The sequence below is a fragment of the Streptomyces sp. NPDC052773 genome (assembly GCF_044547145.1).
Lineage (GTDB): Bacteria > Actinomycetota > Actinomycetes > Streptomycetales > Streptomycetaceae > Streptomyces.
This window is the reverse complement of sequence record NZ_JBITZX010000010.1, coordinates 38,299-64,436: the sequence shown is the minus strand read 5'-3', so window position 1 is coordinate 64,436 and position 26,138 is coordinate 38,299. Positions and strand designations below refer to the sequence as shown.

Annotated in this window: 26 protein-coding genes and 1 pseudogene; 6 read left to right on the top strand and 21 right to left on the bottom strand. The window is 70.4% G+C overall.

What is annotated here, in order from left to right; translation table 11 throughout:
- Positions 1–470: 470 nt before the first annotated feature.
- On the top strand, positions 471–743 hold the full coding sequence (locus ACIG0D_RS22395; RefSeq protein ID WP_399803554.1) for a hypothetical protein: 273 nt from the start codon (positions 471–473) through the stop codon (positions 741–743).
- 221 nt (positions 744–964) lie between these two features.
- On the opposite strand, the gene ACIG0D_RS22390 is transcribed toward ACIG0D_RS22395, so the two are convergent.
- Positions 965–1,108, bottom strand: a complete 144-nt coding sequence (locus tag ACIG0D_RS22390; RefSeq protein WP_399803552.1) for a hypothetical protein — start codon at positions 1,106–1,108, stop codon at positions 965–967.
- Between the two features lie 120 nt (positions 1,109–1,228).
- Here ACIG0D_RS22390 and ACIG0D_RS22385 point away from each other — a divergent pair, with 120 nt between their 5' ends.
- The 3 genes from ACIG0D_RS22385 (at position 1,229) to ACIG0D_RS22375 (ending at position 3,801) form a co-directional block, all read left to right on the top strand.
- Positions 1,229–2,713: a PP2C family protein-serine/threonine phosphatase gene (locus tag ACIG0D_RS22385; protein WP_399803549.1), complete on the top strand. Its 1,485-nt coding sequence runs from the start codon at positions 1,229–1,231 to the stop codon at positions 2,711–2,713.
- Entirely contained in the window at positions 2,710–3,099 is a 390-nt protein-coding gene (locus ACIG0D_RS22380; protein ID WP_399803546.1) for an STAS domain-containing protein, read from the top strand. The genes ACIG0D_RS22385 and ACIG0D_RS22380 overlap by 4 nt, the downstream gene beginning before the upstream one ends.
- A gap of 336 nt (positions 3,100–3,435) precedes the next feature.
- On the top strand, positions 3,436–3,801 hold the full coding sequence (locus tag ACIG0D_RS22375; RefSeq protein WP_399803543.1) for a DUF4440 domain-containing protein: 366 nt from the start codon (positions 3,436–3,438) through the stop codon (positions 3,799–3,801).
- Positions 3,802–3,829: 28 nt separating this feature from the next.
- Here ACIG0D_RS22375 and ACIG0D_RS22370 read toward each other — a convergent pair.
- From ACIG0D_RS22370 to ACIG0D_RS22310, 13 genes and pseudogenes are all read right to left on the bottom strand, one after another.
- A pseudogene (locus ACIG0D_RS22370) lies at positions 3,830–3,955 on the bottom strand (AAA family ATPase); the annotation flags it as partial.
- Between the two features lie 543 nt (positions 3,956–4,498).
- Positions 4,499–4,777 carry a GlsB/YeaQ/YmgE family stress response membrane protein gene (locus tag ACIG0D_RS22365; RefSeq protein ID WP_399803451.1) on the bottom strand — a complete coding sequence of 93 codons (279 nt, stop codon included), beginning with the start codon at positions 4,775–4,777 and terminating at the stop codon, positions 4,499–4,501.
- A 1,002-nt stretch (positions 4,778–5,779) separates the two neighbouring features.
- Positions 5,780–6,588, bottom strand: a protein-coding gene (locus ACIG0D_RS22360; RefSeq protein WP_399803540.1) for an IS5 family transposase whose coding sequence is annotated in 2 segments (ribosomal slippage) — positions 5,780–6,249 and positions 6,249–6,588 — 810 coding nt in all. Because the reading frame shifts where the segments join, the coding sequence is not laid out codon by codon here.
- Positions 6,589–6,686: 98 nt separating this feature from the next.
- A complete protein-coding gene (locus tag ACIG0D_RS22355; RefSeq protein ID WP_399803538.1) occupies positions 6,687–7,175 on the bottom strand; it encodes a hypothetical protein in 489 nt (162 codons plus the stop codon).
- 436 nt (positions 7,176–7,611) lie between these two features.
- Positions 7,612–8,067 carry a hypothetical protein gene (locus ACIG0D_RS22350; RefSeq protein ID WP_399803535.1) on the bottom strand — a complete coding sequence of 152 codons (456 nt, stop codon included), beginning with the start codon at positions 8,065–8,067 and terminating at the stop codon, positions 7,612–7,614.
- 299 nt (positions 8,068–8,366) lie between these two features.
- Positions 8,367–9,098: a hypothetical protein gene (locus tag ACIG0D_RS22345; protein WP_399803533.1), complete on the bottom strand. Its 732-nt coding sequence runs from the start codon at positions 9,096–9,098 to the stop codon at positions 8,367–8,369.
- A gap of 77 nt (positions 9,099–9,175) precedes the next feature.
- Entirely contained in the window at positions 9,176–10,009 is an 834-nt protein-coding gene (locus ACIG0D_RS22340; protein ID WP_399803530.1) for a hypothetical protein, read from the bottom strand.
- A 235-nt stretch (positions 10,010–10,244) separates the two neighbouring features.
- A complete protein-coding gene (locus ACIG0D_RS22335) occupies positions 10,245–10,586 on the bottom strand; it encodes an SDR family NAD(P)-dependent oxidoreductase (protein ID WP_399803527.1) in 342 nt (113 codons plus the stop codon).
- Positions 10,587–10,631: 45 nt separating this feature from the next.
- A complete protein-coding gene (locus tag ACIG0D_RS22330) occupies positions 10,632–11,885 on the bottom strand; it encodes an MFS transporter (RefSeq protein ID WP_399803524.1) in 1,254 nt (417 codons plus the stop codon).
- 35 nt (positions 11,886–11,920) lie between these two features.
- On the bottom strand, positions 11,921–12,268 hold the full coding sequence (locus ACIG0D_RS22325) for a cyclophilin-like fold protein (RefSeq protein ID WP_399803520.1): 348 nt from the start codon (positions 12,266–12,268) through the stop codon (positions 11,921–11,923).
- 220 nt (positions 12,269–12,488) lie between these two features.
- A complete protein-coding gene (locus ACIG0D_RS22320) occupies positions 12,489–13,154 on the bottom strand; it encodes an SDR family NAD(P)-dependent oxidoreductase (protein WP_399803518.1) in 666 nt (221 codons plus the stop codon).
- 15 nt (positions 13,155–13,169) lie between these two features.
- A complete protein-coding gene (locus tag ACIG0D_RS22315) occupies positions 13,170–13,580 on the bottom strand; it encodes a cupin domain-containing protein (protein WP_399803515.1) in 411 nt (136 codons plus the stop codon).
- Between the two features lie 26 nt (positions 13,581–13,606).
- Entirely contained in the window at positions 13,607–14,623 is a 1,017-nt protein-coding gene (locus ACIG0D_RS22310; protein WP_399803513.1) for a zinc-dependent alcohol dehydrogenase family protein, read from the bottom strand.
- 232 nt (positions 14,624–14,855) lie between these two features.
- Here ACIG0D_RS22310 and ACIG0D_RS22305 point away from each other — a divergent pair, with 232 nt between their 5' ends.
- Positions 14,856–15,746 carry a helix-turn-helix transcriptional regulator gene (locus ACIG0D_RS22305; RefSeq protein ID WP_399803509.1) on the top strand — a complete coding sequence of 297 codons (891 nt, stop codon included), beginning with the start codon at positions 14,856–14,858 and terminating at the stop codon, positions 15,744–15,746.
- Positions 15,747–15,876: 130 nt separating this feature from the next.
- Here the strand turns inward: ACIG0D_RS22305 and ACIG0D_RS22300 are convergent, their stop codons facing one another.
- From ACIG0D_RS22300 to ACIG0D_RS22275, 6 genes are all read right to left on the bottom strand, one after another.
- Positions 15,877–17,076 carry an XdhC family protein gene (locus ACIG0D_RS22300; RefSeq protein WP_399803506.1) on the bottom strand — a complete coding sequence of 400 codons (1,200 nt, stop codon included), beginning with the start codon at positions 17,074–17,076 and terminating at the stop codon, positions 15,877–15,879.
- 150 nt (positions 17,077–17,226) lie between these two features.
- The gene (locus ACIG0D_RS22295; RefSeq protein ID WP_399803503.1) at positions 17,227–19,422 is read right to left on the bottom strand and encodes a xanthine dehydrogenase family protein molybdopterin-binding subunit; all 2,196 of its coding nucleotides are present in this window, start codon (positions 19,420–19,422) and stop codon (positions 17,227–17,229) included.
- Positions 19,419–20,399, bottom strand: coding sequence for an FAD binding domain-containing protein (locus ACIG0D_RS22290; protein ID WP_399803500.1), 981 nt, complete (start codon positions 20,397–20,399; stop codon positions 19,419–19,421). The genes ACIG0D_RS22295 and ACIG0D_RS22290 overlap by 4 nt, the downstream gene beginning before the upstream one ends.
- Positions 20,400–20,411: 12 nt before the next feature.
- Complete coding sequence (locus ACIG0D_RS22285) at positions 20,412–21,062, bottom strand: 2Fe-2S iron-sulfur cluster-binding protein (protein WP_399803496.1); 651 nt, start codon at positions 21,060–21,062, stop codon at positions 20,412–20,414.
- 631 nt (positions 21,063–21,693) lie between these two features.
- Positions 21,694–22,365 carry a lysostaphin resistance A-like protein gene (locus ACIG0D_RS22280; RefSeq protein ID WP_399803493.1) on the bottom strand — a complete coding sequence of 224 codons (672 nt, stop codon included), beginning with the start codon at positions 22,363–22,365 and terminating at the stop codon, positions 21,694–21,696.
- Positions 22,366–23,756: 1,391 nt separating this feature from the next.
- Complete coding sequence (locus ACIG0D_RS22275) at positions 23,757–24,134, bottom strand: hypothetical protein (protein WP_399803490.1); 378 nt, start codon at positions 24,132–24,134, stop codon at positions 23,757–23,759.
- Positions 24,135–24,575: 441 nt separating this feature from the next.
- On the opposite strand from ACIG0D_RS22275, the gene ACIG0D_RS22270 reads away from it, so the two are divergent.
- Positions 24,576–25,844 carry a SpoIIE family protein phosphatase gene (locus ACIG0D_RS22270; protein WP_399803487.1) on the top strand — a complete coding sequence of 423 codons (1,269 nt, stop codon included), beginning with the start codon at positions 24,576–24,578 and terminating at the stop codon, positions 25,842–25,844.
- 17 nt (positions 25,845–25,861) lie between these two features.
- On the opposite strand, the gene ACIG0D_RS22265 is transcribed toward ACIG0D_RS22270, so the two are convergent.
- Complete coding sequence (locus ACIG0D_RS22265; protein WP_399803484.1) at positions 25,862–26,071, bottom strand: hypothetical protein; 210 nt, start codon at positions 26,069–26,071, stop codon at positions 25,862–25,864.
- Positions 26,072–26,138: the final 67 nt, after the last annotated feature.

Sequence of the window (26,138 nt, the reverse complement as noted above, 5' to 3'; positions counted from 1 at the left end):
GTGCGCACATTCGCGTGCGGGGCGGACGACCGCCGACCCGGCCAGCAGGCCGGAGGAACGAGGGCACCGTGCCCACACCCGACCGCCTCGCCCCCTTCCCGCCGCTCCGAGCGGCCGCCATCGGGGAGCTCCACCCACCGCGCCCACACCGCCGTCTCTGGCCGCGCGTCTCGCTTTGACTGCGCCGACCGTTCACCGCACGTAGGCGTTCCCGCCGTCATAGGCACCGTGGCCTTCGCCCTGCCAGGTAGTGCGACGCCGACGCCGACGCCGAGCGGCTCGGCCATGCGGACGGCGCCCTCGCAGGGCGTGGCGGGGTCCGGTCCGCCCGCGCCGCCGGAGATCGGCGGAGTAGGCATCGCGGCGCGGAGGGCGTCGGCGTCCAGCGTCTCCACGTCGTCCGCTGGGGATGGAACGAGACGACTGCGGCACAGGGCGGCGTTCTCGGCGGACGCGTGCCCGTCCCGATCGTGGACGGTGAGCATGACAGGCTGGCGAACACGACGCCGGCCAAGCCGGATAAGTCGGAGATCGCTTCTCGTCCGGGCGCTGTACGACGCCATCGCCGGATCGGCAAGATCATGGTCACGGCATGCGTCACCGGACATCACATGCCTTGGGAACGCCAACACCAGAACCTGCATTACCTGTCGACGCAGTGGATCGAACATCGGCAGGTCGACGGCAAGACCACCGGCCGCTACATCATCGACCACAACGGCACCGTCAGCCCGGCTCCGTAGCACGGCCCAGCCTCGGCCGCGAACGGCCAACAGCGAACCGTCTTGCACCTCTGACCTGCTGCACACCGCTCAGAGCCGGGGCAGGGCGCGCGTTGCACCCCGCGTTGCACTTGATCGCCAGCCAGGTGCGACAGCAGCAGACCCCGGGCGTTGCCATGACGGCCCGGGGTCCTTCCGCACACTGGTGCGTCCGCCAGATCGGCGACCCGTGGTCTGCGGCGTCACGCCCACTCCGTGCTCAGCGCCCGCAGCGCGCTCGCGTCCCGTTCGGAGGGCGGCTCGTACTGCTGGATGAGGTCGCAGGTGCAGACGGCGCCACCTCGCTCCGGCGGCCGGAGTGCCCCGCCCCAGGTCGCGTTGATCATGGTAGGGGCTCTACCGCAGCAAATCCGGCATTTAGGGCGGCATTGGCGTTCGGACGGCTCTCGATCTAGGCTGCGTCGGTTCGTGGCGCTTCTGGCGGCCCACCGAGGAGAGGAAAGCCGATGACCGATCAGGCCTCGGCCACCGACCCTGCGCCGGGGCGGCGTCCCGAGCTGGTCCCGGACCCGGATGTGGAGGCGGCCCGTATTGCGGCGGTACGCCGCTACGACATCCTCGACACTCCGCCGGACGGGGCGTTCGACCGGGTGGCTGCCATGGCCGCCCGTCTCTTTGACGTTCCTGTGGCCACGGTCACGATCGTGGACATCGACCGGATCTGGTTCAAGGCGGCCCATGGCCTGGCGGGCGTCAAGGAGATCGGCCGGGATCCGGGCCTGTGCGGCTCGGCGATTTTGCGCGATGACGCGCTGGTCCTCCCCGACACCCTTCGTGACCCGGTGGCGGCGGACAATCCGCTGGTCACCGGAGAGATGGGGGTGCGCTTCTACGCCGCCGCACCGATCACCACCTCTGACGGCTACCGGCTGGGCACGGTCAACATCCTCGACACCAAGCCGCGCTTCATCACCGAGGATGACATCGCCACACTGGCCGACCTCGCCGCGATCGTCATGGACGAGATGGAGCTGCGGCTGTCGGCGCTGCGCGCCCTGCGCAACGAGCAGGAACGGCGGGAAGCGGAGAGCCGTCATGCCGAAATGGAAGGAGCGCGTGCCGAGGCGGAACGGGCGGCGCGGGAACAGGCGGAAAAGGACAAGGCCGCTATCGCCGCGTTCGCCTCCACCCTCCAGCGCACCCTGCTGCCCCCGGCCCTTCCCGTAGTGCCCGGCCTGGAACTGGCCTGCCACTACCACACCGCCTCCGTCCACGATGTGGGCGGCGACTTCTACGACGTCTTCCCCGTCGACGGCGGCCGGTGGGCGTTCTTCCTCGGTGACGTGTGCGGCAAGGGCCCCGAAGCGGCGACCGTCACCGCTCTTGCCCGCCACACCCTGCGCGCCGCGGCCCAGATCGACCCGGACCCGGTCACCGTTCTGAACACGCTCAACACCGCCCTGCTCACCGACGTCACCGCCGGAAGCCGCTTTTGCACCGCTCTCTTCGGCCTCCTGGCACCACAGCAGGACGGCGGCTTCACCATCACGATAGCCACCGGCGGCCATCCGCCGGTCTACCACGTGCGCCCCGACGACAGCGGCGCGGTATGGGTCAAGGCGATACGCCCCAAGGGCGGCATGCTCGTCGGCGCCTTCCCCCAGGCGCCCTTCGCCCAGACCACCTTCTCCCTGGCCCCCGGAGAGAGCCTGTTCCTCTACACCGACGGGCTGACCGAAGCCCGCACCGCCCGGGGCGCCATGCTCGGCGAGGACGGCCTGACCGGCTTCCTCCACCAGCGCACCAGGCCCGTGACGGCCACCTCCCTGGTCGAAGACACCGTTGCACTGCTGACCTCGCTGCCCGACGGAGCCGGCGACGACGTGGCCTTGCTGGCCCTGTCCGTGACCGGCCCCGAAACCGCCCCGGACACCGGTATCGCCGCCACCGTCCGCACCACCGCCGCACCCGAACACTTCGGCCAGGAGTGACGACCGACGTGACTCACACGCTTCACCTGACCGTTCAGCACCCCCGCCCCGGCCACGCGATCGCCACGATCGTCGGGGATGCGGACATGCGCACCGCGCCCACCCTGCGCTCCGGAGCCCTGGAGATCATCCAGCAAGGGCACCCGCGCCTTGTGCTGGACCTGGCACAGGTCGGCTTCTGCGACTCCGCCGGCCTCAGCGCGATCATCGGCATCTGGCACGCGGCCCAGGAAGCCGGCGGCGCACTCAGTCTCGCCGGCGCCCCCGACCGCTTGATGCGCATGCTCAGCCTCACCGGCATCGACTCACTCCTGCCTGTCCATGCCACAGCTGCCGACGCAGTCGCCACCATGACCGACACGCCCTCCACATCCGCAGGCAGGTAAACAACTGTGTCACCAGCCCCTCCACCGGGGCGACGCACCACACATGTCCCGGCCTCCACGAGGACGGCGGGGGCGCCCGCGCACCTTCGCCCAGCGGTCGTCGGTGACAGCCTGGTCGGCGATGACAATCGCGGTGGGAGCGTGGAGAACGGGGCTGACCTCGAACAGATGGCTTCGTTCACGTTTGGCGGCAGCACTTCTGCCTGAGTTCCGGAGGCAGTTGGTGATCACTGTGTCGAGAGTGTTCTCGAGTTCTGACGGCATCGCCGTGCCATCGTCGCGTTGTGTGATCAATTCGCTGTGCCTTGGCACAAGCAGCGTCCGTACGGTCTGCGCATGACGGATGAGAGGGAGCGGGCCGTGCAGGCAGCCATCGATGGGGAGATGCGGCTTCTCGATCCCGAGGTGCGTGCTTCCCCGGCCCGTGTCCTGGAGCTTCTGGATCCGGAGTTCACCGAGATCGGGGTTTCTGGGCGCCGGTGGGATGTGGAGTCGATCCTCACGGTAACGAGCGGCGGCTCGGTGTCCCCGGAGTGTCCGGTCAAGGTCAGGGAAATGTCCGGAGTCGTCCTCGCTCCGGGCGTCGTTCATCTGACGTACTTCGCCGACAACCAGGGCCGTCGGGCGTGGCGGAGCTCTGTGTGGCGCCTGACGGAGACGGGCTGGCGGATGTACTTCCACCAGGGCACTTTGACCGGTTGAGTGGGTGGCACCGCCGAATCGGGCGGTTTCAGCTGGCCGTGGCTGGCGCTTCCGCTCGCGCGCGGGTGCTGGCGAGTCGGTAGGAGTCGGTGCCGGTCTCGATGATGGGGCCGTTGAAGGTCAGGCGGTCGACGATGGCCGCGCAGAGGCGGGGAAGGGGTCGGCTGGATGGGCGGCACGGCCGCGGCCGGGTGTCGGGGCACGCTCAGCTGGTTGCGCGTCGGCTGGGGCCGCCGTGCCGCTGTCAGTGAGGCGGGGAACGACGGCGGGGGACAGGTCAGGGCGGGCGCGGTACCAGCGGGCGCCGGTGACCTCGCCGGCCGGAGGCGTCGCGGGCGACATCGACGCCGGCTTTGCCCCGCATACGCACACCGCTGACGCCCCTGTGCGTCGGGCGGGTCGATCCCTGGCTGCCCTTGCTGCCCCGTGGCAAGCCGGCTTCGGTGAGCAGCACTATCAGGTCACCGCTATCAGGCATTTCAGTGACACGCCAGTCGCTGCCCACGAGAAGCACGATCATGCCACCGGGCAGCACAGGCATCCGGTCGGACGGGCGGGCAGGACGTGGTGGACGCGGGCGATGGCAACCGGTGGGTGGGCCACTGGGTGGCCCGGTCGTACACGCTGACGGCTCCCGTCCTGCGTACAGGGAAGGGAGCCGTCCAGGTGTGGCCGGAGGTGTTATGCCTTCAGCGGGTCATGCGTGTCGGTGCGAGTGCCGGTTGCCGGTGACGAGGCGGTAGAGGGCGAGCAGGATGACGGAGCCGGCGATCGCGGCGATCCAGGTGGAGAGCTCGAAGAACCCGTCGATGGAGTCGACGCCGAAGATGACCTTGCCGAGCCAGCCGCCGAGCAGACCGCCGGCGATGCCGATGAGCATGGTGATGATGATGCCGCCGGGGTCCTTGCCCGGCATCAGGGCCTTGGCGATGACGCCGGCGAGCAGGCCGATGATGATCCACGCGATGATGCCCATGGTGCCTCCGCTTCATATAAAGGCTGTGTCAGCTCATCGTCTGCACCGATCGCGCCCGAACAAACGTCTGGCCGTGCCGGTTCCTGTCCGTGAGGAGCGGGCCAAGAGGGGAGAGCCGCGGTCAGAGAGCGGGAATTCCCTGCTCTGCAGGCCCCGGCCCTGGCCGCGTGCGAGCGTGGAAACCACGTGCGTGCGGGAGCCGGCGGCCAGGGGTCAGGGCGCTATCCCTTGATCGCGGCGGCACGGGCGGGACGGGCGGCGCGGACGCCCCCGGGGGGGCAGGGGTGCGCTCAGCCGGTTGGGCGTCGGCCGGGGCCGCCGCGCCGTGCCGCTGTCAGTGCGGCGGCGACGTCAGGCGGGGAACGTCGGCGGGTGACAGGTCAGCAGCGTCCGCGGAGCGGTCAGGGAGCCGGTTGAGACTGATAGCAAGAGTAAGTGGATTAACTACTATCAGGGGTATACATGGTAGATCGCGCGCAGCTGTGGAAGCGTAGCGGCCTACATCAATTCCAGATCGTCCAGTGTCGGGTCACCGAGCATCGGGATCGTTTCGGAGTCGAGGTGGAGTTGTTGTCGCCTGTAGCTGGAATTCCAGCTTTCATTGACTCTGTACTGCTTGCAGAGGAAGGTTCGGAAGTAACGCCTGACGACTATCCTGAAGTCGGGAGTGTACTCGATGCGGTCACTCTCGATTTCATGCCGTGGGGGGAACTGCGGTTGTCCGCTAGGCCCTCCTCGGTTTCCAGGCAGCGTGAAGCCGACAGGCGGTAAAATTTACCGTCTTTGTATCGGTGGATGAAGGGTCAGAGCGGCGGGCACTTACTGCCCGACTTTCCCGCATCCGCTGGTCATGAGTGGGACGATCTTGGTATGACCGGTGTGGTCACGCATCCTTCGTCCTGTACAGGGCTGTCCCTGGCGCCCGCACCCTACTCAGGCTGGATTCCGGCGGAGCGGCGAGTCATCCGCCTGGTCGCTGCGCACTGGCTCTAACTGATCTTTTCAGAATGAGGTCCGAAGGCGGCGGAGGCATATGAGGCTGCAGGCCAGGTCGAGCAACCCCTGGTGGAGGTCGGCGCGGCGTTCGTAGCGGGTGCGGAGCCGTTTGAACTGGTGCAGCCAGGCGAATGCGCGCTCGACCACCCAGCGGACCTTGCCCAGTCCGGAGCCGTGGGCGACGCCCCGTCGGGCGATCATGGGTTTGATGCCACGTTTCCACAGCAGGCGGCGGTACTTGTCGAAGTCGTAGCCCCGGTCGGCGTACAGGCACCGGGGTTTGCGGCGAGGGCGTCCCCGAGCTCCCCGAATCGGCGGGACCGCGTTGAGCAGGGGCAGGAGCTGGGTGACGTCGTGCCGGTTGCCGCCAGTGAGCGTCACGGCGAGTGGGGTTCCGTAGCGGTCGACGATCAGGTGGTGCTTGGAGCCGGGGCGGGCGCGGTCGACGGGTGAAGGGCCGACGTGATCCCCCCTTTGAGAGCCCGGACGTGCGATCCGTCCACGGAGCAGTCGCCCAGGTCCAGCAGGCCGGCGCCACGCAGCTCGGTCAGCAGGGCGGCGTGCAAGCGTGGCCAGATACCGACCTCGGTCCAGTCCCGCAGCCGACGCCAGGCCGTCACGCCGGAACAGCCCACAGTCTCCGCCGGGACGTCCCGCCAGGCGACACCGGTCCGCAGCACGAACAGGACGCCGGCGAGTGCTGTTCGGTCAGGAACACGCAACCGCCCGGGGTGCCGGTGGCGTCGTTCGGGAGGGGGTGGCAGCAACGGGGCCACCCGCTCCCACAGGTCGTCCGGAACAAGATCAGTACGCACCCGGATACCTTGCCGACCGAGATCGTCGAGTACAAGACCCGCGGCATCTCATCGTGATTTGAGCGCAGGGTCTGGCGTCAGCTCGCCAGGTCGAGCGCTCAGCCTGAGGCGCCCTCCAGGGGAAGGTGGTCTCGGAAGTACTGCGACTCCAACCACTCCTCCTTCACGAAGAGCGGACGTGTCAGGCGCGCTGCCCCGACCTGCTGCGAGCGCAACAGAACCCCGAGATCAGCCAGGGAAAGCGAGCCATCAGGCGTGTAGAGCAGACAGTTCCCATGCTCCGCAGCGTGGTCCAGTAGGAACTGCTGGCACTGCTCCGGATCGCTTCCCGCCAATGGGAAGCCAGACAGGAAGACCTGCGGACCGGTGACCGCATCCAGCGCAACACAGGCGAGCTTGCCCGCGTCGTAGAACGCTTTCACCCCGTGCGGGAAGTCCTCCTGCGCATACGGACCGCCAACCCGTTCCTGCGGTCCAGGGACCACAAGTGCCTGGGCGACCTCGGTTGGAGACATTCCGAACTGCAACGGCCCCACACCGGCTCCCGACCGCAGCTCCCAGCACTCCCGCTCCGCATCCACGCCCATCCATCCACTCCTACGTTCCGACCGGTCCGGACCAAGCCGCATGCACAAGGCCATGGGCCAAGGTGCCAACTCAGCTGTACAAGTGCCAACAGGATTGCTGCTCTCGGCCGGAGTCATTCTGAAACGATCAGTAAGGCGACACTCCGTCGGCGGTGGCGTCCGGCCAGAGCGAATGAACGGGTGACTGTGCAACCGTCGGCCGGGCGGCTACCCCCGCCCGGCCGCAGCCTGGCGTTGCGCGGTGCCGTCAAGGGATGGACTTGGACGGCATCGTGCTCACCGGCCAGTGGGTGGATGAACCTGTGATGCCCACCGAGGCGCGCAGTGGCGTCCACCCGCCAGGGTGCGGGAGTGCATGATGTGCGTCGTCCGCCGGATGGGGGCTCTGCGATGCGCGCATGGGACCTGGAGGGCGTCGGTTCGGCCGCCGCGCCGGCTACTCGCCTCCGGTCGTGGCCAGGTAGCTGCGCAGGGCGGCCTCGATCTGTGTGGAGTCACCTGTTGCGGGCAGCGGCCAGGGGGTCTCGTCGCCGTTCTCCATGGCGAAACTGCTTATGGAACGCACGCTGGCTGGTGAGGGGACGTACGAGTCACGGAGCCACTGGGCGAACAAGGCCGCCGTGTGCGCGGTTACGTCGATGATGGTGACGTGGGCGTAGTCCGGGGTCGGCATGGCGGCCGTCCCGGTGACGAAGACGCCCTGTTCCACTTCGATCTCGAAGTCCAGGACAGGGACGTCGCGCAGGCTGGAGGTGTTGATCTCGAGGAAGGCGTCGGGGAAGGACCGCTCCAGCGCAGTGCGGAACGTTTCCAGGCTCGCCTGCCAGGCGGCTGGGCTGTCCTCGGGCGGAGCGAAGACGAAGTTCGACCGAAGGTTGTGCTCGAGTACCACAGAAGTCCTTCACTCTCAGGGTACGTACCGCGCGGAACCGGTGACGCCGTTCATCGCCGCAACCGACTGGATCGCAGGACAGACACACAGCCGTTGAGAGTTCGGGCAACCGGCGGGGGCATGGTCGCCGGGTGGGGCGGTCGTCTCAGTGTGCGTGGTCGTGGTCAGAGCAGGGCCGTGGGCCGACACGCATCGATGCGTGCCTCGTTGTCCCAACGTCCGTCCTCCCAGCGGCCGACCAATGCCGGGGGAGGATACGACACACCACTATGGCATCCGAGACCGCCGGTGGCTCCATCTCAATTGAGTGCGGGCGGGCCTGCCACGGAGGGAACGTGCCTGTCGCTGCACCTTGTGGCCCGCTGTCTCCCTGAATGGCGCTGTGTGCCTGTGGGGGGGCACTCCTGTCCCAACTTCGCCTCGCCCACGTGGTGCGTCACGGGGACGCCATGACGGTTGGTTGCGCGATCAGCAACCGTGACGGTGACCGCTTGCGCCATGGCCTCGGGCACACCTACTCGTTGACGCCCCGTCGGCCCGCGTGTCCATGGCTGTGCACCGGTGCGGCGTGACGGTGGGCCGAGCCCGTCTGCCGGGCTGGTTGGGCGGGCCGGGAGTTGGCGGGCGGAGGGAGGTGTCGCCGGGGCGCGGTGGTCCTTGCGCTGGTACGGGGCGACGCCGCCCGGTGGCATGAAGCGGGCCACCTCCTCCGGCGACAGGCCGAGCAGCCGGGCGGCGTCGCTCCGGCTCACGCGCAGGTTCTCCGCCAGCTCGCGGACGGCCTCGCTGATGGCGCGCTGTTCAGCGGCGACCGCGGCCGCCCGGCGCTGGCGTGCCTTTCTCACCGAGCCGAGCAGGGCCGCGAAGTCGGTGACGACTATGTCCAGGATGATCGCCTCCAGGGCGGCGCCGATGGCCTCGGCGATGAGGTTTCGGGCCAGCCCCTCCCCTTCGTCCAGCGTGCGGCACTGGCTGTGGAGGTCGAGGCCCGGGACATCGACGGCCCACCATCGGCCGATCTGGTGCAGCACCACTCCATGGCGGCGAGTCACGAACTACGACTCCTCTCCGCTGCGCGAGCGATGTAGCGGCCGCATGCCGAGCCCGGTCAGCCCAGGCACAGCACGAGCAGGCAGACCTCCGACGGCGAGGCTGGCCGGGGAGCCGTACCGGGCTGCGACGTGTCCGCGTCCGTGCCGTCGGCGGTCGGCGGGGCGGCGGACGGCTGTGTCGCGGTACCGCTGCTGTCGTGGGCGGGATCGGTGGGGGAATAGGTGGTGGTTTGCGGTGCCGGTGGCGGCACCTCGACGGGACGAGGAGGAACCGCGGCGGCCGGCCGGTCGTCCGGCGCTGCCGCGAGGGCCGGCCGGGCGAGCGGGGGTTCGGCGGAGGCGGAGGCTGCTTGCGACTGCTGCGGCACCGCGGACGCGTCACGTGTCTCCGCCTCGGCACCGGCACGACGCGACGTCCGGTCGACGGCGGGCGAAGCGGGGGCCGACTGAGCAGGCTCAGGCACCTGCTCTTCCACCACGCCCATGCTTTGCTCGTCCGGCGCGCTGGCTGCCTGGGCCCGGTCGGTGGACTGCCGGTCCAGCATGGTGACGGACAGTCCGCCACCGACGATGGCCACAGCGGTCGCCACGGCCGCCCGGCGCTTGCTCTTCTTCCACCGAGCCAGTTGGCGGCGCCGCGCCGCCCGCCCGGTCCCTGTGGGCTGAACAGCCTTGACCTCGGCGGACGTACGCGCGCTCGTGTCGAGGCCGGGTCCAACGCTGCCGGACAGTTGGCTGTCGGTCTCAGGGACCGTCGCCGAGGTCATGTCCCAGGTCGGCGCGCTGTCGCTGACGGTGGTGGGCGGAGCGATGTCGGGGGCGTAGGCGCCGCACCCTGGACATACCAGGGCTCCGTTGAGATGCCGACGACAAGCGGAGCAGTAGTCCATCTGGGGTCTTCCTGAGTTGCTTGTGCCGTCGGCCCTCCGGGCCACGGCCTGGTCACGTTTGCACACGGGATCGAGCAGCCAACAACGCTAACGACGCTTTCGAAAGGCTGTGTGCAGCCTGTGTGACACTCCTGCGGAGATTCCCTGCGCTCCCCGCTTGCGCCATTTGCGGCTGAGTAGGCCCTCACAGGGCTGTCAAGGCCGGACAACTCGCGAACCGGACCGCTGCCCAGCCCTAGGGGGTGTCTTGGCGATCACGGGTCGAGCCAGATGAGTGTGCTGGCCAGGGTACGCCCGCGTTGTTGAACGCGGCGTCCAGGCGTCCGAATTGCTCGACGGTCCGGTCGACGGCGGTTCGGACGTCTCCTTCGCTGGTGACGTCGCAGGTCAGGGTGAGGGCCTGTCCGCCGTCGGCCTCGATGAGGCGGGCGGTCTCGCGCAGCCCGTCGGCGGACCTGTCGACGAGGGCGACCTGTGCGCCGGCGCGGGCGAAGGCGAGGGCGGTGGTGCGGCCGATGCCGGAGGAGGCGCCGGTGACGAACGCGGCCTTGCCGTGGAAGTCGTAGGTGACGTTCATGTGCGTCCTCCTTCGATAGCCGAGGCGTTCGTGTGCGGGCGGGTGTCAGTGGCGTGTTCGTGCCCGTGAGGGGGTGTTGTCGCGTACACGGGTCGGTGGGGTGCGCTGGGCGACGATCCGCGCCGGGCGTGTGCCGTTGAGTGCGAGCGCGATGAGCGGGAGCAGGGTGAGGGTGGCGGAGACGGCTCCGATGAGGGCGGGTCCGGTCAGGCCGAGGGAGGAGTCCAGGGCTCGGCCTGCGAGGGCGGAGCCGGCGGCGATGCCGGTGTTGTAGGCGGAGGTGGTCAGGGCCGAGGTGAGGGTGGGCGCGTTGCCGGCGAAGCGGACGGCGAGGGAGGTGACGACAGGGTTGACGGTGAACCCGGCCAGCGCCATGACGAAGAGCAGGGTGACGGCCGAGACCGGGCCGGTTGACAGAGGGAGCAGCAGGAGCAGGGCCAGAGCGGTCACGGTGGCGGCGGTCAGGGGGGTGGCCATGGGGTGGCGGTCACCCAGCCGGCCGCCGATGGCCGTACCGCCGAGTGCGCCGAGCCCGAAGACGACCAGGACCAGCGGGACGGCCCCGGCCGGGATGCCGGCGCGGTCGGTCAGCAGCGGGGTGATGTACGTGTAGGTAGCCAGGACACCGCCCATGATCAGGACGGCGGCTGCCAGCGCCAGCCACAGCCGGCCCTGCCGCAGAGCGCGGATCTCGGCCCGTACCGAGATCTCGGCCCGCTGCTCCGTGGCGGGGATGAAGCGGCCGACGAACACGGCGGCGAGTCCTGCGAGGACGGCCAGGGCCCAGAAGGGGCCGCGCCAGCCGGTGTACTGGCCGACGAAGGAGCCGATCGGCACGCCGACGACGTTGGCCAGGGTCAGGCCGCCCATCATGACCCCGACGGCCCGGGTGGCCCGGGCCGGGCCCGCTGCGGCAGTGGCGATGACGAATCCGACGGCCCAGAACGCGCCGGTGGCCAGCGCCGTCATCACCCGGGCGGCCAGGACGACCGTGAAGGAGGAGCTGAGCGCGGCCACGACGTGCCCGAGGGCGAAGACGGCCAGGGCCAGGACGAGGGTGAGGCGCTGGGGCAGGCGCAGGGTGGCCAGGGCCATGGTCGGCCCGCCGACGATCATGCCGAGGGCGAAGGCGGTGATCAGCAGGCCGGCGTGGGAGGCGCCGACGCCGAGGTCGGCGGCGATCTCCGGGAGCAGTCCGGCGATGATGAACTCGGTGGTGCCCATCAGGAACGTGCCGGCGGCGAGCACCCAGACGGCGAAGGGCAGCTTGCCGGGTGCGGGCCTGCTGGTGGAGGGCATGCGGAGACTTCTTCCCGTACGAAGGGTGGGCGAGGTCAGGGGGCGGCCTCGATGGTGATGCGCTCGGCCCCGCCGAGCTGCTCGGCGCTGACGTCGAGGTGGCCGAGGATGAGCAGGTCGGCGGAGGCGGGAGGCCCGTTCTGGTAGAAGAGGGCCAGGTTGCCCCAGGGGGCGTAGTAGGCGATGTCGCCGACCTTGGCCGCGACCGGTTCGGGAGCGCCGGAGGCGTCCAGTTTGCGTGGCAGGTCGGCGACTCGCTCCGTGCCGTGGAAGTCCTTCAGGTCCAGGGTGAGCGGGAGCAGGTCGGCGAAGTCTCGGGCTGGTGGGCTGTCGTTCAGGGTGGCGTCGACGGGACGGCCGTCGAGGGTGACCCGGATGTCCATGGGAGTGCTCCTCTCGGGGACTGACGGAGAGGTGGCTGGCGGGGTGGGGATCGTCGTTTCCTGCTGCCGTGGAGAGGCGGGGGCGGGGGGAGTGGAGGCCGGGGTGGCTTCCTGCGAGGTGCTGGAGCAGGCGGTCACGGCCAGCAGCAGGGCAGTGGCCGGAGCGACGTGGACCAGGGCGCGACGGATTGCGGGGTTCATGAGGGAGATCCCGGGGTCGTCATGCGGGCATGGGCTCGGCGTAGTGCCGGAAGCCGTCGCGCTCGGTGTGGAGGGCGTAGAGGCGCTCGGCCAGCGCTGCCGGGCTGGAGTGCTCGGCGTCCGGGCGGATCGCGCCGGGAATGATCAGCTGGGCGGCGTGGATGTTCTCGGGCGCGAGGGTGTCGTGGAGCATCGCGGCGTAGGCGCTCTCGGCGGCGAACGCGATCGAGGTGCCGGCCACGGCGGGGTTGGGGCGTACGGCGCTGGCGCCGTTGACGAACAGCAGCGTGCCCCGGCCCAGCTCCCGCATTCCGGTCAGGACGGCGTTTACGCAGCTGACCGGGGCCGTGACGGAGAAGGTCAGCGGGTCGTTCAGGTCGGCGGCGTCGGTGTCCAGGACCGGCTTCATGAAGTCGCCGCGGGGCACGGGGCTGAACTGGAGGATCTCGATAGTCCCCAGTGTGTCGGCGGCTTCACGCAGGGCCGTGGTCAGGGAGGCCGGGTCGAGGACATCGGCGGTGAACCCGCGGGCGTCGACGTTGTCCCGCGCGAGCTCGGCCACCAGGTTGTCCTGGTGCTGGATGCTGCGCGAGAGGAGGGCGACACGGTGGCCGGCGGCGCCGAAGCGGCGGGCGGCGGCCAGACCCAGACCCGGGCCGGCGCCGATGAGGGCGAACGTGGTCACGATGGTTCTCCTCGTTCAGGCGGTGGCCGGGGTGACGTGGTACTCCTCGTCGGTGACGGGGTTCAGCCAGTGCACGACGTCGTGGTCGGCGTCGCCCTCGTTGTTGGCCAGGTGGACCATGAGCCGGTTCGGTGCGGCGCCGTGCCAGTGCTCTTCGTCTGCTTCGAACAGGACGCGGTCGCCAGGGCGGATGACCTCTACGGGGCCGCCGCGGCGTTGGCACAGGCCGATGCCTTCGGTGACGAAGACGGTCTGCCCCAGCGGGTGGCGGTGCCAGTGGGTGCGGGCGCCGGGCATGAAGTGCACCAGGGAGGCGGTGACCCGGGAAGGCGCGGGGGCTGCGGCGACGGGATCGATGTAGACGTCGCCGGTGAACCAGTCGGCCGGGCCCTTGACGGTGTCGATGGAACTGCGGGTGATCTGCACGGTTACTCCGTGTCCGGTGGAGCGGGTCAGGGGGTGAGGAGGGTCTTGATGGCGCGGCGCTCGTCCATTGCCTCGTAGCCCTCGGCGACCTGCTCCAGGGGCAGGGTGAGGTCGAAGACCTTGCCCGGGTCGATCCGGCCCGAAAGGACGCGGTCGATGAGGTCCGGGAGGTAGCGGCGCACGGGGGCGGGGCCGCCGCGCAGGCCGACGTGGGAGTAGAACAGCTCCTCGCCGTCGACGGCGACCTCGTGGGGGACACCGACGAAGCCGACGTTGCCGCCGGGCCGGGCGGAGTGCAGTGCCTGCTGCATGGCTTCGGCGGTGCCGACGCATTCCAGCACGCTGTCGGCGCCGATCCCGTTCGTCATCTCCTTGATCCGGGCGACACCCTCCTCGCCACGCTCGGTGACGATGTCGGTGGCGCCGAACTCGAGCGCGAGCTTCTGCCGGGAGTCGTGGCGGGACATGGCGATGATCCGCTCGGCGCCCAGCTCCTTGGCCGCGATCACTCCGGACAGGCCGACGGCGCCGTCGCCGACGACCACAGCCGTTGAGCCGGGCCGTACCTCGGCCGCGTCGGCGGCCCACCAGCCGGTGCCCATGACGTCGGACAGCGCCAGCAGGCCCGGCCAGAGCTGCTCGTCCGGGGTCTCGTCGAGGGCCACGAGGGTGCCCTGGGCGTTGGGGATGCGGACGTACTCGGCCTGGCAGGTGGACATGAACTCGCGGTGCAGGCAGTTCGACTGGAAGCCGTTCTTGCAGTTCGCGCAGGTGTTGTCGGAGGTGGCGAAGGAGCCGACGACGAACTGTCCCGGCCGCAGGCCGGTGACCGCGCTGCCGACCTCTTCCACGAACCCGACGTACTCGTGCCCCATCGGGTGCGGGTCACCGATCGGCTCCGCACCGCGGTAGGGCCACAGGTCCGAGCCGCAGACACAGGTGACGGCCGTCCGGATGACGGCGTCGGTCGGCTTGAGGATCTTCGCGTCGTCCACGGTCTCGAAGCGCACATCACCGGGGGCGTAGATCATTGCTCCGCGCATCAGGAGTTCCTTCGCGTAACGAGGGGCCGGACCGCCTGGGACGGCCCGCGTGCCGGCGTTCCCGGAAGCAGGGACACCATGGGACCGTGACGCTCCCGCCTGGCCGCACGAACGGCTCGGGAAAACGCCACGTCATCCAGGTAACCGGCCTTTCGCGGGCACTGCGAGTCACTGACAAGGGGTGTACCGGCAGTACATCCCTCCGCCGCCGACCAGGCCGTACCGTCGAGGTGTGGACAACCATGAAGAGGTCCGCGAGTTCCTCACCTCGCGGCGATCCAAGATCACCCCCGAGCGGGCCGGACTGCCCGCGGGCACCCGCCGACGCGTCCCGGGTCTGCGCAGGAGCGAGGTGGCGGCCCTCGCCGACGTCAGCGTCGAGTACTACGCCAAGCTGGAGCGCGGCAACCTCGCCGGCGTCTCCCCGGCTGTCCTGGAAGCCGTCGCCCGCGCCCTGCAACTCGACGACGCCGAGCGTGCCCACCTGCTCCATCTGGCCCAGGCCGCTGACGGCTCCGACGCCCTCGCCCGGCCCCGCCGACGGCGCCCCAGAGACCAGTGGAAGCCGCACCGCAGCCTGCAGTGGACCCTGGACGCCGTCACCACCGGCCCCGCCTTCGTCCGCAATGGCCGCATGGACCTTCTCGCCGCCAACCAGCTCGCCCGGGCCTTCTACGCGGACGTCTACGCCAACCCGCACAACCAGGAAAACCTCGCCCGCTTCCAGTTCCTCGACCCCGCCTCGCGCCGCTTCTACCCGGACTGGGACCTGGCCGCGGACATCTCCGTGGCCATCCTGCGCACCGAGGCCGGCCGCAACCCTCACGACAAGGACCTGCACGACCTCGTCGGCGAGGTGTCCACCCGCAGCGATGCCTTCCGCACCCGCTGGGGCGCCCACGACGTCCGCCACCACGGCACGGGCACGAAGCGCTTCCACCACCAGGCCGTCGGCGAGCTCACCCTCGCCTACGAGGGCCTGGAGATGGCCGCCGAACCCGGCCTCAACCTCACCATCTACACCGCGGAACCCGGCTCCCCGTCCGAGGAGGGCCTGCGCCTGCTCGCTTCCTGGGCGGCCACGCGCGAGGCCGCCACCGCCACGGAGGAAACGGCACGCTGACCGGACGCCGCGGCGGCCCGGGGGATTGCCCCCCCAGGCTTTCGGCGCACATCGGGGGGATCACACCGTAGGCATCACCGAGTGCGCCCCCAGCACTTCCCTCGTGCACAGGCCGTATCGGGGCGGGAGGTCAGGGCTGGAGGGTCCTGGTGTACGCGGCACCGCGGCGGCTGCGCGTCTCGGCAGGGAAACGAGGCCCTGGGTGTGGGAACCCGGCGGGCTGAGCGGGCCGGTGGATCGGGCCGGTGGTGCGGGACAGAGGCCGGCCGGTGGCGGAGTTCGTGCAGGCGATGATCTCCGCCGCGATGGACACGGCGGTCTCCTCGGGGGTGCGGGCGCCCAGGTCGAGACCGATGGGAGAGCGCAACCGGGTCAACTGCTCCTCGGTCAGCCCTGCTTCTCTGAGGAGGCGCAGGCGTTCGGTGTGGGTGCGCCGGGATCCCATGGCGCCGATGTAGCCGACGGGGAGGTCGAGTGCCAGGCGCAGGAGGGGGATGTCGAACTTGGCGTCGTGGGTGAGGACGCAGATCGCCGTGCGTTCGTCCACCGCCGTGCGTCGCAGGTAGCGGTGGGGCCAGTCGGCCACGATCTCGTGCGCGTGGGGGAAGCGTGCGGGGGTGGCGAAGACGGGGCGGGCGTCGCAGACGGTGACGTGGTAGCCGAGGAAGCGGCCCGCTTCGCTGAGGGCGGCGGCGAAGTCGATGGCGCCGAAGACGAGCAGGCGGGGCCGGGTGGCCGCGACGTGCACGAGGAAGGTCAGTCGCTCGGGGCAGGTGGCGGCGTCGCCGCCGAGGGTGCTGCGGGCGGTGCGTCCGGCCCGCAGGAGCGCGGCTGCCTGCTCCGCCACGGCACGGCTCGTGTCCGCGTCCAGGTCCGTGCCCGACATGCGGCCGTCACCGTGGAGGGTGACCAGGCCGCCCAGGAGGTTCGCGGGGCCGTCCACGACCTGCGCCACGGCGGCGGTCCGGCCGCCGGCCGCTTCGGAGAGGGCTCTGGTGAGGTGCGGCTGTGCCGTGGGATCGATGCGCTGGACCAAAACGTCGAGTTCCCCGCCGCAGGTCAGTCCGACAGCGAAGGCGTCCTCGTCGGAATAGCCGAACCAGGCCCGCCGTGGAGCCTCCTGGTCGTGGAGGATCTGGCGGCACAGCTCGTACACCTGCCCCTCGACACAGCCGCCGGAGATGCTGCCGACGACCGTGCCGTCCTCGTCCACCGCGACCGACGTTCCGGCCGGCAGGGGTGCGCTGCCGGAGACGCCGATGATCGTGGCCAGGGCGAAGGGGCGTTGCTCGCGGCACCAGCGGTGCAGTGTGTCCGCGATGTTCAGCATGGGCTCTCCCGGGCGCGGGCGGAACGGAGTTGGTCGGGCGGGCCGCCGCCGCTCCCGACGGGGGCGGGTGCGGCGGCGGCCCGGGGTCCGGCGGACAGCGCGGGGTCTGCCGCTGCCGGACGCCGTGCGGTGCACCGGAAGGTGCACGGGTCAGAGCAGTGCTTCGGCGGTGATGGGCAGATCGCGGACGCGGCGGCCGGTGGCGTTGAAGACCGCATTGGCGATCGCCGGCGCCACGCCGACCATGACGACCTCGCCGAGCCCCTTGACGCCGAGCGGGTCGGCCTCCTTGTCCTCGCCCTCCAGGTAGATCCCCCTGAGGTCGGGGACGTCCGCGTTGACGGGGACGAGGTAGTCGGCGAGGCCGGCGTTCGCAATCCGCCCGTCGCGGTGGTCGGTGACCGTGTGCTCCATCAGTGCCTGGCCGATGCCGCCCACCATGCCGCCGATCGCCTGGCTGTCGGCGAGCTTGGGGCTGATGATGCGTCCGGCGTCGTACACGCCCAGGATCCGCCGCACCCGCACCAGGCCCAGTGTGGCGTCGACAGCCACTTCGGCGAAGGTCGCGTTGTAGGCGTGAACGGAGTGACGCTCGGGACTTGCCGGGCCGGCATAGGATCCGTCCGCTTCGAGGCGGGAGCGGTTGTTGCGGGTCAGCAGCCGCTGGTACGTCTCGCCCCGAGCCGGGTTGTTCCTCACGTGCAGCCGGCCGCCGCGGACCACGACCTCGTCGGCGGCCACCCCGTACAGCGGCGAATCCTCGTCCCTCACGGCCAGTTCGATCGCCTGCCTGCGCACCCGGTCGCAGCCGTCGAGGACGGCGGAGCCCACGCTCGCCATCGTCATCGAGCCGCCGTGCGGCCCGGTCTGCGGGTAGAGCGAGTCGCCGAGCCGGAAGGTCACCGCGCGCATGGTCAGCCCGAGCGCGTCGGCGGCGACCTGAGTGTGGGACGTGTAGGTGCCCGGCCCCATGTCGCTGGAGGCGGTCTCCACCACGGCCGTGCCGTCGGCGTCCAGCCGGACCCGGGCCCGGGCAGGCATACGCGCGGTGTGGTAGACCCCCGCGGCCATGCCCATGCCGATCAGCCAGTCACCCTCCCGCCGCGAGCGCGGCCGCGTGGGCCGACGGTCCCAGCCGAACTCGCGGGCGCCCACGGTGTAACGCTCGCTCAGCCGGCGCGTGGACCACGGCAGTCCGGACGACTCGTCCTCGGCCGGCTCGTTGCGCCGGCGCAGCTCGATCGGATCGACACCGAGCTCGTGGGCGAGTTCGTCCAGCGCCGACTCGATCACGTACGACGCCGTCGCCGGGCCAGGGCCGCGCATCCAGATGGGGGTGTTCACGTCCAGCGGTACCGTCCGGTACGCCTGGCGGACGTGGGGCGTGCTGTAGAGCATCCGGCCCGGGTCCATGACGCCCTCGGTGAACGTCTCGTAGGAGGACGTCTCGTGATCCATGGCGTGGTCCATGGCGACCAGTCGGCCGCGCCGGTCGGCGCCGAGGCGCAGACGATACGTATAGGAGGGCCGGAAGCCGACACCGTAGAACATCTGCTTGCGGGTCAGCACCAGCTTGACCGGGCGGCGCGTCTCGCGCGCCGCCAGTGCGGCGACGACCGTGTGCGGCCAGCAGCGCAGCCCGCTGCCGAAGGCACCGCCGACGAACGGCGAGATGACCCGCACAGCGTCCTGGGGCAGGCCGAACACGGTCGCGAGTTCGTCCCGCGTGCCCATTACCCACTGCGTCTTGTCCCACACGGTCAGCCGGTTGCCGTTCCAGCGGGCGATGGTGGCGTGCGGCTCCATCGGGTTGTGATGGTTGCGCGCCAGGTGGTAGCTCAGGTCCAGCCGCACGGCCGCCGACCGCAGCCCGGCCTCGACATCGCCGCGCGCGTAAGCCGTCGGCTCGCCCGGCTCGGCCTCGGCCAGGTCCGTCGAGGGCTGCTCGGCGTCGTAGGCGACCCTGACCAGGCTCGCGCCGTGCTGCGCGGCCTCCAGGGTGGTGCCCACCACGACGGCGACCGGCTGGCCGTGGAAGAGGACCTTCTCGTCCTGGAAGACCCGCAGTCTGCGGCCGGGCGGGTTGTTCGACCCGGCGTTGTCGCGGTACGGCAGCCTCGGCGCGTTGCGGTGGCTGATCACCCGCAGCACGCCGGGGTGGGCTTCGGCGTCGCGGGTGTCGATCGAGGTGATGCGGCCGCGGCCGATGCTCGCGTCGACGATGACGGCGTGCACCGCCCCGTCGACGTCGTGCTCGGCGGCATACAGTGCCTGACCGGTGACCTTCGCCCGGCCGTCCACCCGGGACAGCGGCGCACCCACGGCTGCCTGAGGCTGGGGGCTCATGCGTTCTCTCCTACGATGCGCAGCTGGCGTTCGACGGTCCGGTTCAGCAGCTGGAGCTTGAAGCGGTTGTGCCGCAGCGGGCGGGCTCCGTCCGCCGCCTTCGCGGCGGCGGCTGCCCACAAAGCCTCGGAGGGTCGTTCACCGATGAGGTGCTGCTCGACCGCGGGCAGCTTCCACGGCACGGTGCCCACGCCGCCGGCGGCGACCTTCGCCTCGCGGATCACCCCGCCGCGCACATGCAGTGCGACGGCCGCCGAGGTCAGGGCGAACTCGTAGGACTGCCGGTCGCGCACCTTCAGGTAGCCCGACCTGAGCGGACGCGGATGGGCCGGGATCTCCACCGCGGTGATCAGATCGCCCGGCTGGACGGCGTGCTCACGGTGGGGTGTGGTGCCCGGCCGCCGCAGGAAATCCGCGAAGGGGACGGTGCCCTTCCCGTCCGGGCCCAGCAGGTGCACCCGTGCCTCCAGCGCCGCGAATGCCACGGCGACGTCGGAGGGGTGGGTGGCCACACAGGAGTCGGAGGTGCCGAGGATGGCGTGCGTGCGGTTGAAGCCCTCGCGGGCAGCGCACCCCGAGCCCGGCTCGCGCTTGTTGCACGCGGCCGTCACGTCACGGAAGTAGGTGCACCGGGTGCGCTGCATGATGTTGCCGCCGATGGTGGCCATGTTCCGTAGCTGGGCCGAAGCGCTCAGCTCCAGCGCTTCGGCGATGACCGGATACAGGGTCCGCACCTTGCGGTCGGCGGCGGCCTCGGCCATGGTCACCAGCGCGCCGATGCGCAGGCCCCCGCGCTCGGTGACGCTGACGTCACCGAGCGGCAGGCCGCTGATGTCGACAAGCGCCTCGGGGCGCTCGACGGTCTCCCGCATCAGATCGACCAGCGTGGTCCCCCCGGCGATGTAGCGCCCGCCGCGGCTGCCCGCGGCGAGGGCCTGCCGGGTGTCGGAGACGCGGGTGTAGGAAAAGGGATGCATGGTGGCCGTTCCTTACTTCCGGCCCGCGGTCTGCTCGACCGCGCGCACGATTTTCGTGTAGCAGCCGCAGCGGCAGATGTTGCCGCTCATCCACTCCCGGATCTCCTCCGGCGAGCCGGTGTGGCCCTCCTGGATGCAGCCGACGCCGGACATGATCTGGCCGGGGGTGAAGTAGCCGCACTGGAAGGCGTCCTGGTCGATGAACGCCTGCTGCAGCGCGTGCAGATCCTCACCGTCGGCCAGGCCCTCGATCGTGGTGACCTCGGCCCCTTCCAGACGCACCGCGAGGATGAGGCAGGCGTTCTGCCGGCGCCCGTCGACCAGCACGGTGCATGCCCCGCAGGCGCCGGCGTTGCAGCCCTTCTTCGAGCCTGTCAGACCGAAGTGCTCGCGCAGCAGGTCAAGCAGCGAGGTGCGGTTGTCGATCGTCACGGTGCGACGGGCACCGTTGACCGTCAGGGAGACCCGTGTCGAAGGCGCCGCGTCAGACGCGTCAGCGGCGGACGCTCCGGCAAGCGGTGATCCCCCGAGCACACCGGCCGCGATCACGGCGCCGCCGACCGCCGTACTGGCGGCGATAAACGTGCGCCGGGTGGGCGGCTCGGAGTGCTCGCTGGTGTCGGAGGGAAGCGGAACTACGGAGTCGGGCGATTCAAAGGACATACGTGGACTCTCGTGTCGCGGACGGACCGGCCGCACACGACAGCGCGGCAGGAGCGAATCGTCATCGGCAGAGGAAGCAGGGTCGATCAGGCAGGCTGGGTGCCACGCCGCTCAGCAAACCGGCGCCACGCACGGGCAACCAGTCACTGATGAGGGGTGTACGGCCAGTACACCCTTAAGACCGATGGCCAGGAGTCTCTCCATGGCGGCACAAGTGCCTCTGAGGTGCCATCACGGCTGAAGGACGGCCCCGGGCAGCTTGCCCACCTCCTCCAGCGGCAGCCATGGCGCTTGGCCACGCGATGACGCCAACCCCTCGAGCGCGTCCTCGCCGTCACCCGTTCCCGGTACCCGGCGGGCATTCTGTCGGCGGGCAGCACCTCCCTCGCTCCCGATGATCGGCCCGCACGCCAGCCCGGCCCCGAGGAACGAGTGAGGGCAGTGGCCCGGTCGGGCAGTATGCCGGCGCGGTCCTCCTCGACGATGGCCGACCGATGACGGGCCAGTCTGCCCAGCCGGGCTCCAGCCGGGCTCCAGTTCGGGCGAGCCGTAGCGGCTGACGCCGCCGACGCTCTCTGGGCAGTCGTGGTGCCGAACCTGATCCAGCACTGCGGCTTCAGTCCTCGCCCCTTCATCGTGGTACTGCCCAGGCCATCACATAGCCGAAGCCGTTGACGGCCCAGTGCAGTGCCGCGGGCGCCAGGAGGCTTCCGGACCGGCGCCGCAACTCGCACAGGACGACCCCGGCTGCGGTCGTGGCGACAACGCCGACCGCGACCGACAGCGCCCTGCCTGCCGGTCCCGTGCCGAGGACCGCTGCGGCCGTGTTGACCTGGCTCAGCCCGCGCGAGGGAAGCACATGCCAGAGCCCGAACAACAACGACGACACAGTCGTGGCCCATGCAGTACCACGCCGACGCCGCACCATGGCCCACAGGACACCGCGGAAGGCGACCTCCTCCAGCAGCACGGTGCCGACCGGCACCCGGACCAGCACCCGCCACAGCAGCTGCCCAAGGGTCAGGCCGGCGGCGCGTTCGTCCTCGAACGCCTCCCTGGTGGCCGGCAGAGCAAGCCCGACCAAGAGGACGGCAAGAACTGCGCCCACCAGGACCGATGCCCACCGAAGCCCCCGGTACAGCGCAGCCGTGTCGAGCCCGAGATCGGCGCGGGTGAGACCGTCCCACCGGGCGATCAGCAGCAGCGCGGCAGCCGCGACCACGCAGGTGGGTACATAGGCGCCGGGCGCGAACCAATTGTTGAGCAGATTCGCGCCCACCAGGACGGCGATGACACAGAACATTCGCATGGTGTCACCAGCATCCTTCGATCGAGCCGGGATGACGGGACAACGCGCTGCTTGTGAGGAGTCCTCCGGTCCAGGCGCTCGCGTCGAAGATGCGCCCCGCCCGAGCTGGGTCGCACTGTTCCCCGGCCTGGCCTGACGACCGGGGAACAGCGGGCGGCGGCGCCGTCCGCACCAGAAAGCGCTGGGTAGCGTCTTGTCAATCGGGCTGCGAGCCAGATGAGTGTGCTGGCCAGGGTGATGGCAGCGAGGTAGCGGTCGGGCTGTTTGTCGTAGCGGGTGGCGATGCCGCGCCACTGCTTGAGGCGGTGGAGCGGCGTTCGACGACGTTGCGGCGGTGATGGACGACCCTGTGGAAGCCGCAGGGACGCTCGCGGCGACGACGGTGGCCGTGGGTTGTCGCCCTCGTTGAAGAACGGTCATGGCGGGCAGCCGTGTGCCCCGCACCACACGGTGGATCATCGTGGTCAGCTCAGGCGCTGGGAAGTACAAACGCTGTTCATCGCGCGGCCTCATACCCTTGGGCGTCGGCCGCTTGTCGGGCGGGGCCATGAGTGCACTGGCTTGGGGGCACGGCGGATCATCGCTCGAGGACCTCGCTGCCCTGCAAAGCGGTGACCAACACGGTGGTCGCTTCCAAGAGCGCCGCCCGTTCGCGACCACCGCCGGGGACGGGATCACGGCCCGCCGCCCGCACGAGGCCGACGGTGGGGCATCGCCCATCCCAGAGGGTGGGCCGGTGCCGGCGTTTACTCGATGCGCGGGCCGCTGAAGCCGCCGTCGGGAGGGCCGTCAGGCAAGGTCGTTCCACGTCCACGCCGCGGTCGGCGCGCCGTCCGGTTCTCGGCCAGGGCGGAACCGTTCGGCAGCCTGCGGCGTTTCGGAAGCCAGGAAGAGGCTGAACATCCCGGCGTTGGCGGCCCGCCGGGCGAGCACGTTCGCCGCCTTGCCGTGGCCCGTGTCCAGTAGGCACTGATGGAGGCGGCTGGTCTCCCGCAGATCCGGCAGGGGGGATCTGGTGGGCGGCCCTGTCGGCCAATGACGGGGCCGCTTTCGGGAAGCCTTTCACCTCCAGATCACGCGACAGATCGGTGACTCTCGACGGATGCCGGAGCGAGACATGGTCGGCGATCCGTGAGCAACGCCTCCGCGCCCCCGGCACCTCGGTGTCGTGGAGTTCTCTCAGCAGTTCTGATACGCCTCAGATCTTCACCTGTGCATTGAGGTCGGTCTGGGTGGAGATCCGGCGGGCAAGGGTGGCGGCGGCAGCGGTCTGATGGAGGGATTCTGAGAGTACGCAGCAGAGATCTCGAGGGCCACGGGTCGTTCAGGGGGAGGTGGTGGGCCACCCTCTCGCCGTTCTCCGGCCCCCTTTCCGTGACGCGATGTCAGCGGCCGGAGTTGTCCACGGTGACGCAGGTGGTGCGGCTCAGCACCGCGACCGTCTCGTTGCCGCAGTTGTTGCTGTGGCCCGAGGCGTTACGGGCGAACAGGAGGTTGGACAGGACGCCGCCGCTGGGACCCGCCTGGTCGCCGCCGCCCTTGCCGTTGTCCTCGGCCACACAGGTGCGCTCCTTCAGGAGCGCCAGCTTGCCCGTGCCGCAGAGATTGGCGTGGCCGGACGAGTTCCGGCCCGACAGGTTGGACAGCACACCGCCGGCCCCTGCGTCACCGTCACCGGCATGGGCCGTGGCCAGCCCGGCGGGGACCGCCATCAGCATGCCCACCATCGAAGCAACCACCGCGATACGCCGTGCGCCGTACATCTCTACTGGTTTCCTTCCGCTGGATCTCTTCCGGCCGTGCGGTCCGGTCACCTGACGTAACGACGCAGTGGATCATCGGAACGGGCTTCGTCGAGGTGAATCATCTGTAAGACGGTTGATCGGGTCCTCCGATGGCATTCCGGGCCCGCTGCCGTTGACGGCGGGTGGGCAGCGACGACACGCGAGGGGCCCGACCGGTGGCAGTGCGTGAGGGACAGGAACGACCGCCCAGCCAGAGAACAGCGCGCCGACCACGGCGCCCGGACGGCCGCTCGCCCGCACCCGTACCACCCGGCGGCGGACGGCGAAGAGGCGACATCCGAGGAGCGCCGCCCCGGCCCGGACGGTTACCGTGGAGGGCGTGCTGGACCTTTGCCATGAGCCGGGCTCGGGAAGGGCCACGTCTTCCCAGGCGGTCACCGCCCCGTCCGGAGCCCCGCGATGGTGAGCGGAACCGGCGGCGACGGCGTCGGGCCCGCCCCCGCTCAGCCCCCCGACGACGACTCGCCCTCCGCCGCGCTGCTGGAGGACAGCACCGAGGACCTGTACGAGAACGCGCCCTGCGGTTTCCTGTCCACTGCCCTGGACGGAACGATCGTCAAGGTCAACGCCACCCTGCTGGCCTGGCTCGGTCACCGCCGTGCGGACCTGGTCGGCCGCCGGACCTTCTCCGACCTGCTGACCGTCGGCGGGCGGCTCTATCACGAGACACACTTCGCGCCGCTGCTGCGTATGCAAGGGGAGATCAGCGGCATCGCGCTGGAACTGAAACGGGCCGACGGCAGCCGACTGCCGGTCCTCGTGACGTCGACCGTCAAGACGGACGAGGACGGACAGCCCCGACTGATCCGCACCACCGTCTTCGAAGCCCGCGAGCGCCGCTCCTACGAGGAGGAGCTGCTGCGCGCCCGCCAGGAATCCGAACGCGAACGCGAACGGCTGAAGCAGCTCGCCGCCACCCTGCAGGCGTCCCTGCTGCCGCCGGCCTTGGAGAACGTACCGGGGCTGGACGTGGCCGCCTACTACCACATCGCCTCGGCCGACGAGGTCGGCGGCGACTTCTACGACCTTTTCCCCCTCGCCTCGGGCACCTGGGGCCTCTTCCTCGGCGACGTCTGCGGCAAGGGCGCCGCCGCGGCCGCCGTCACCTCCCTGGCGCGCTACACCCTGCGCGCCGCGGCCGTATACGACCCCGACCCGGCCGCCGTGCTGCGCAACCTCAACACCGTCCTCGTCCACGAATACTCCGGCGCCGACGACCCCCGGTTCTGCACCGTCCTCTTCGGCCTTCTCACCCCCGACGACGAGGAGGGCGGCTTCCGCATCACCCTGGCCGGTGGCGGTCACCCGCCCGCTCTGCTGCTCCGCGCCGACGGAACCGCCGACCACCTGCCCACTCCCGGCGGCCAGCTCATCGGCATCCTCCCCGACGCCACCATCGCCACCACCACCTTCCGCCTGGCACCCGGCGACACCCTGCTCCTCTACACCGACGGCCTCACCGAAGCGCACACCGCCGCGAGCGGCAGCGACCGCTACGGCGACGACGCCCTCCTCGACTTCGTCCGGGGGCTGGCCCCCACCACCGCGCGACGCACTGTCGCGGCCATGCGCGACCTCCTCGCCGCCCTCGGCGCCGGCGTCGACGACGACGCGGCCGTCCTCGCCGTCCACGCGCCTTGGCCCGGCCAGGGGGAACACCGCCCGTAGAAGGCGCCCCGCGCCCCTCAACAGGCGGATTCTTCATGCGTGCCGTCCACCGCCGTGCGGCGCCACTGCGGCCCGGCGCCGTTCAACGACCAAGAGGCGCTGTCCGGGACTGCTGCCGTCCCGGCCACGGCGGACAACAGCCCGCCGGCAAGCGCGGGCAGCGCGCCGTCCGCGTTGTGATGATGGGCGGGCATGCCCACCACCAGGCGTTGCGCCTGGGCACTCAAGGAGCTGGAGGGGTACGCCGCCGACGATGATCCACCGGCGTACCGGCACGTGCCGGCGGTTCATAAC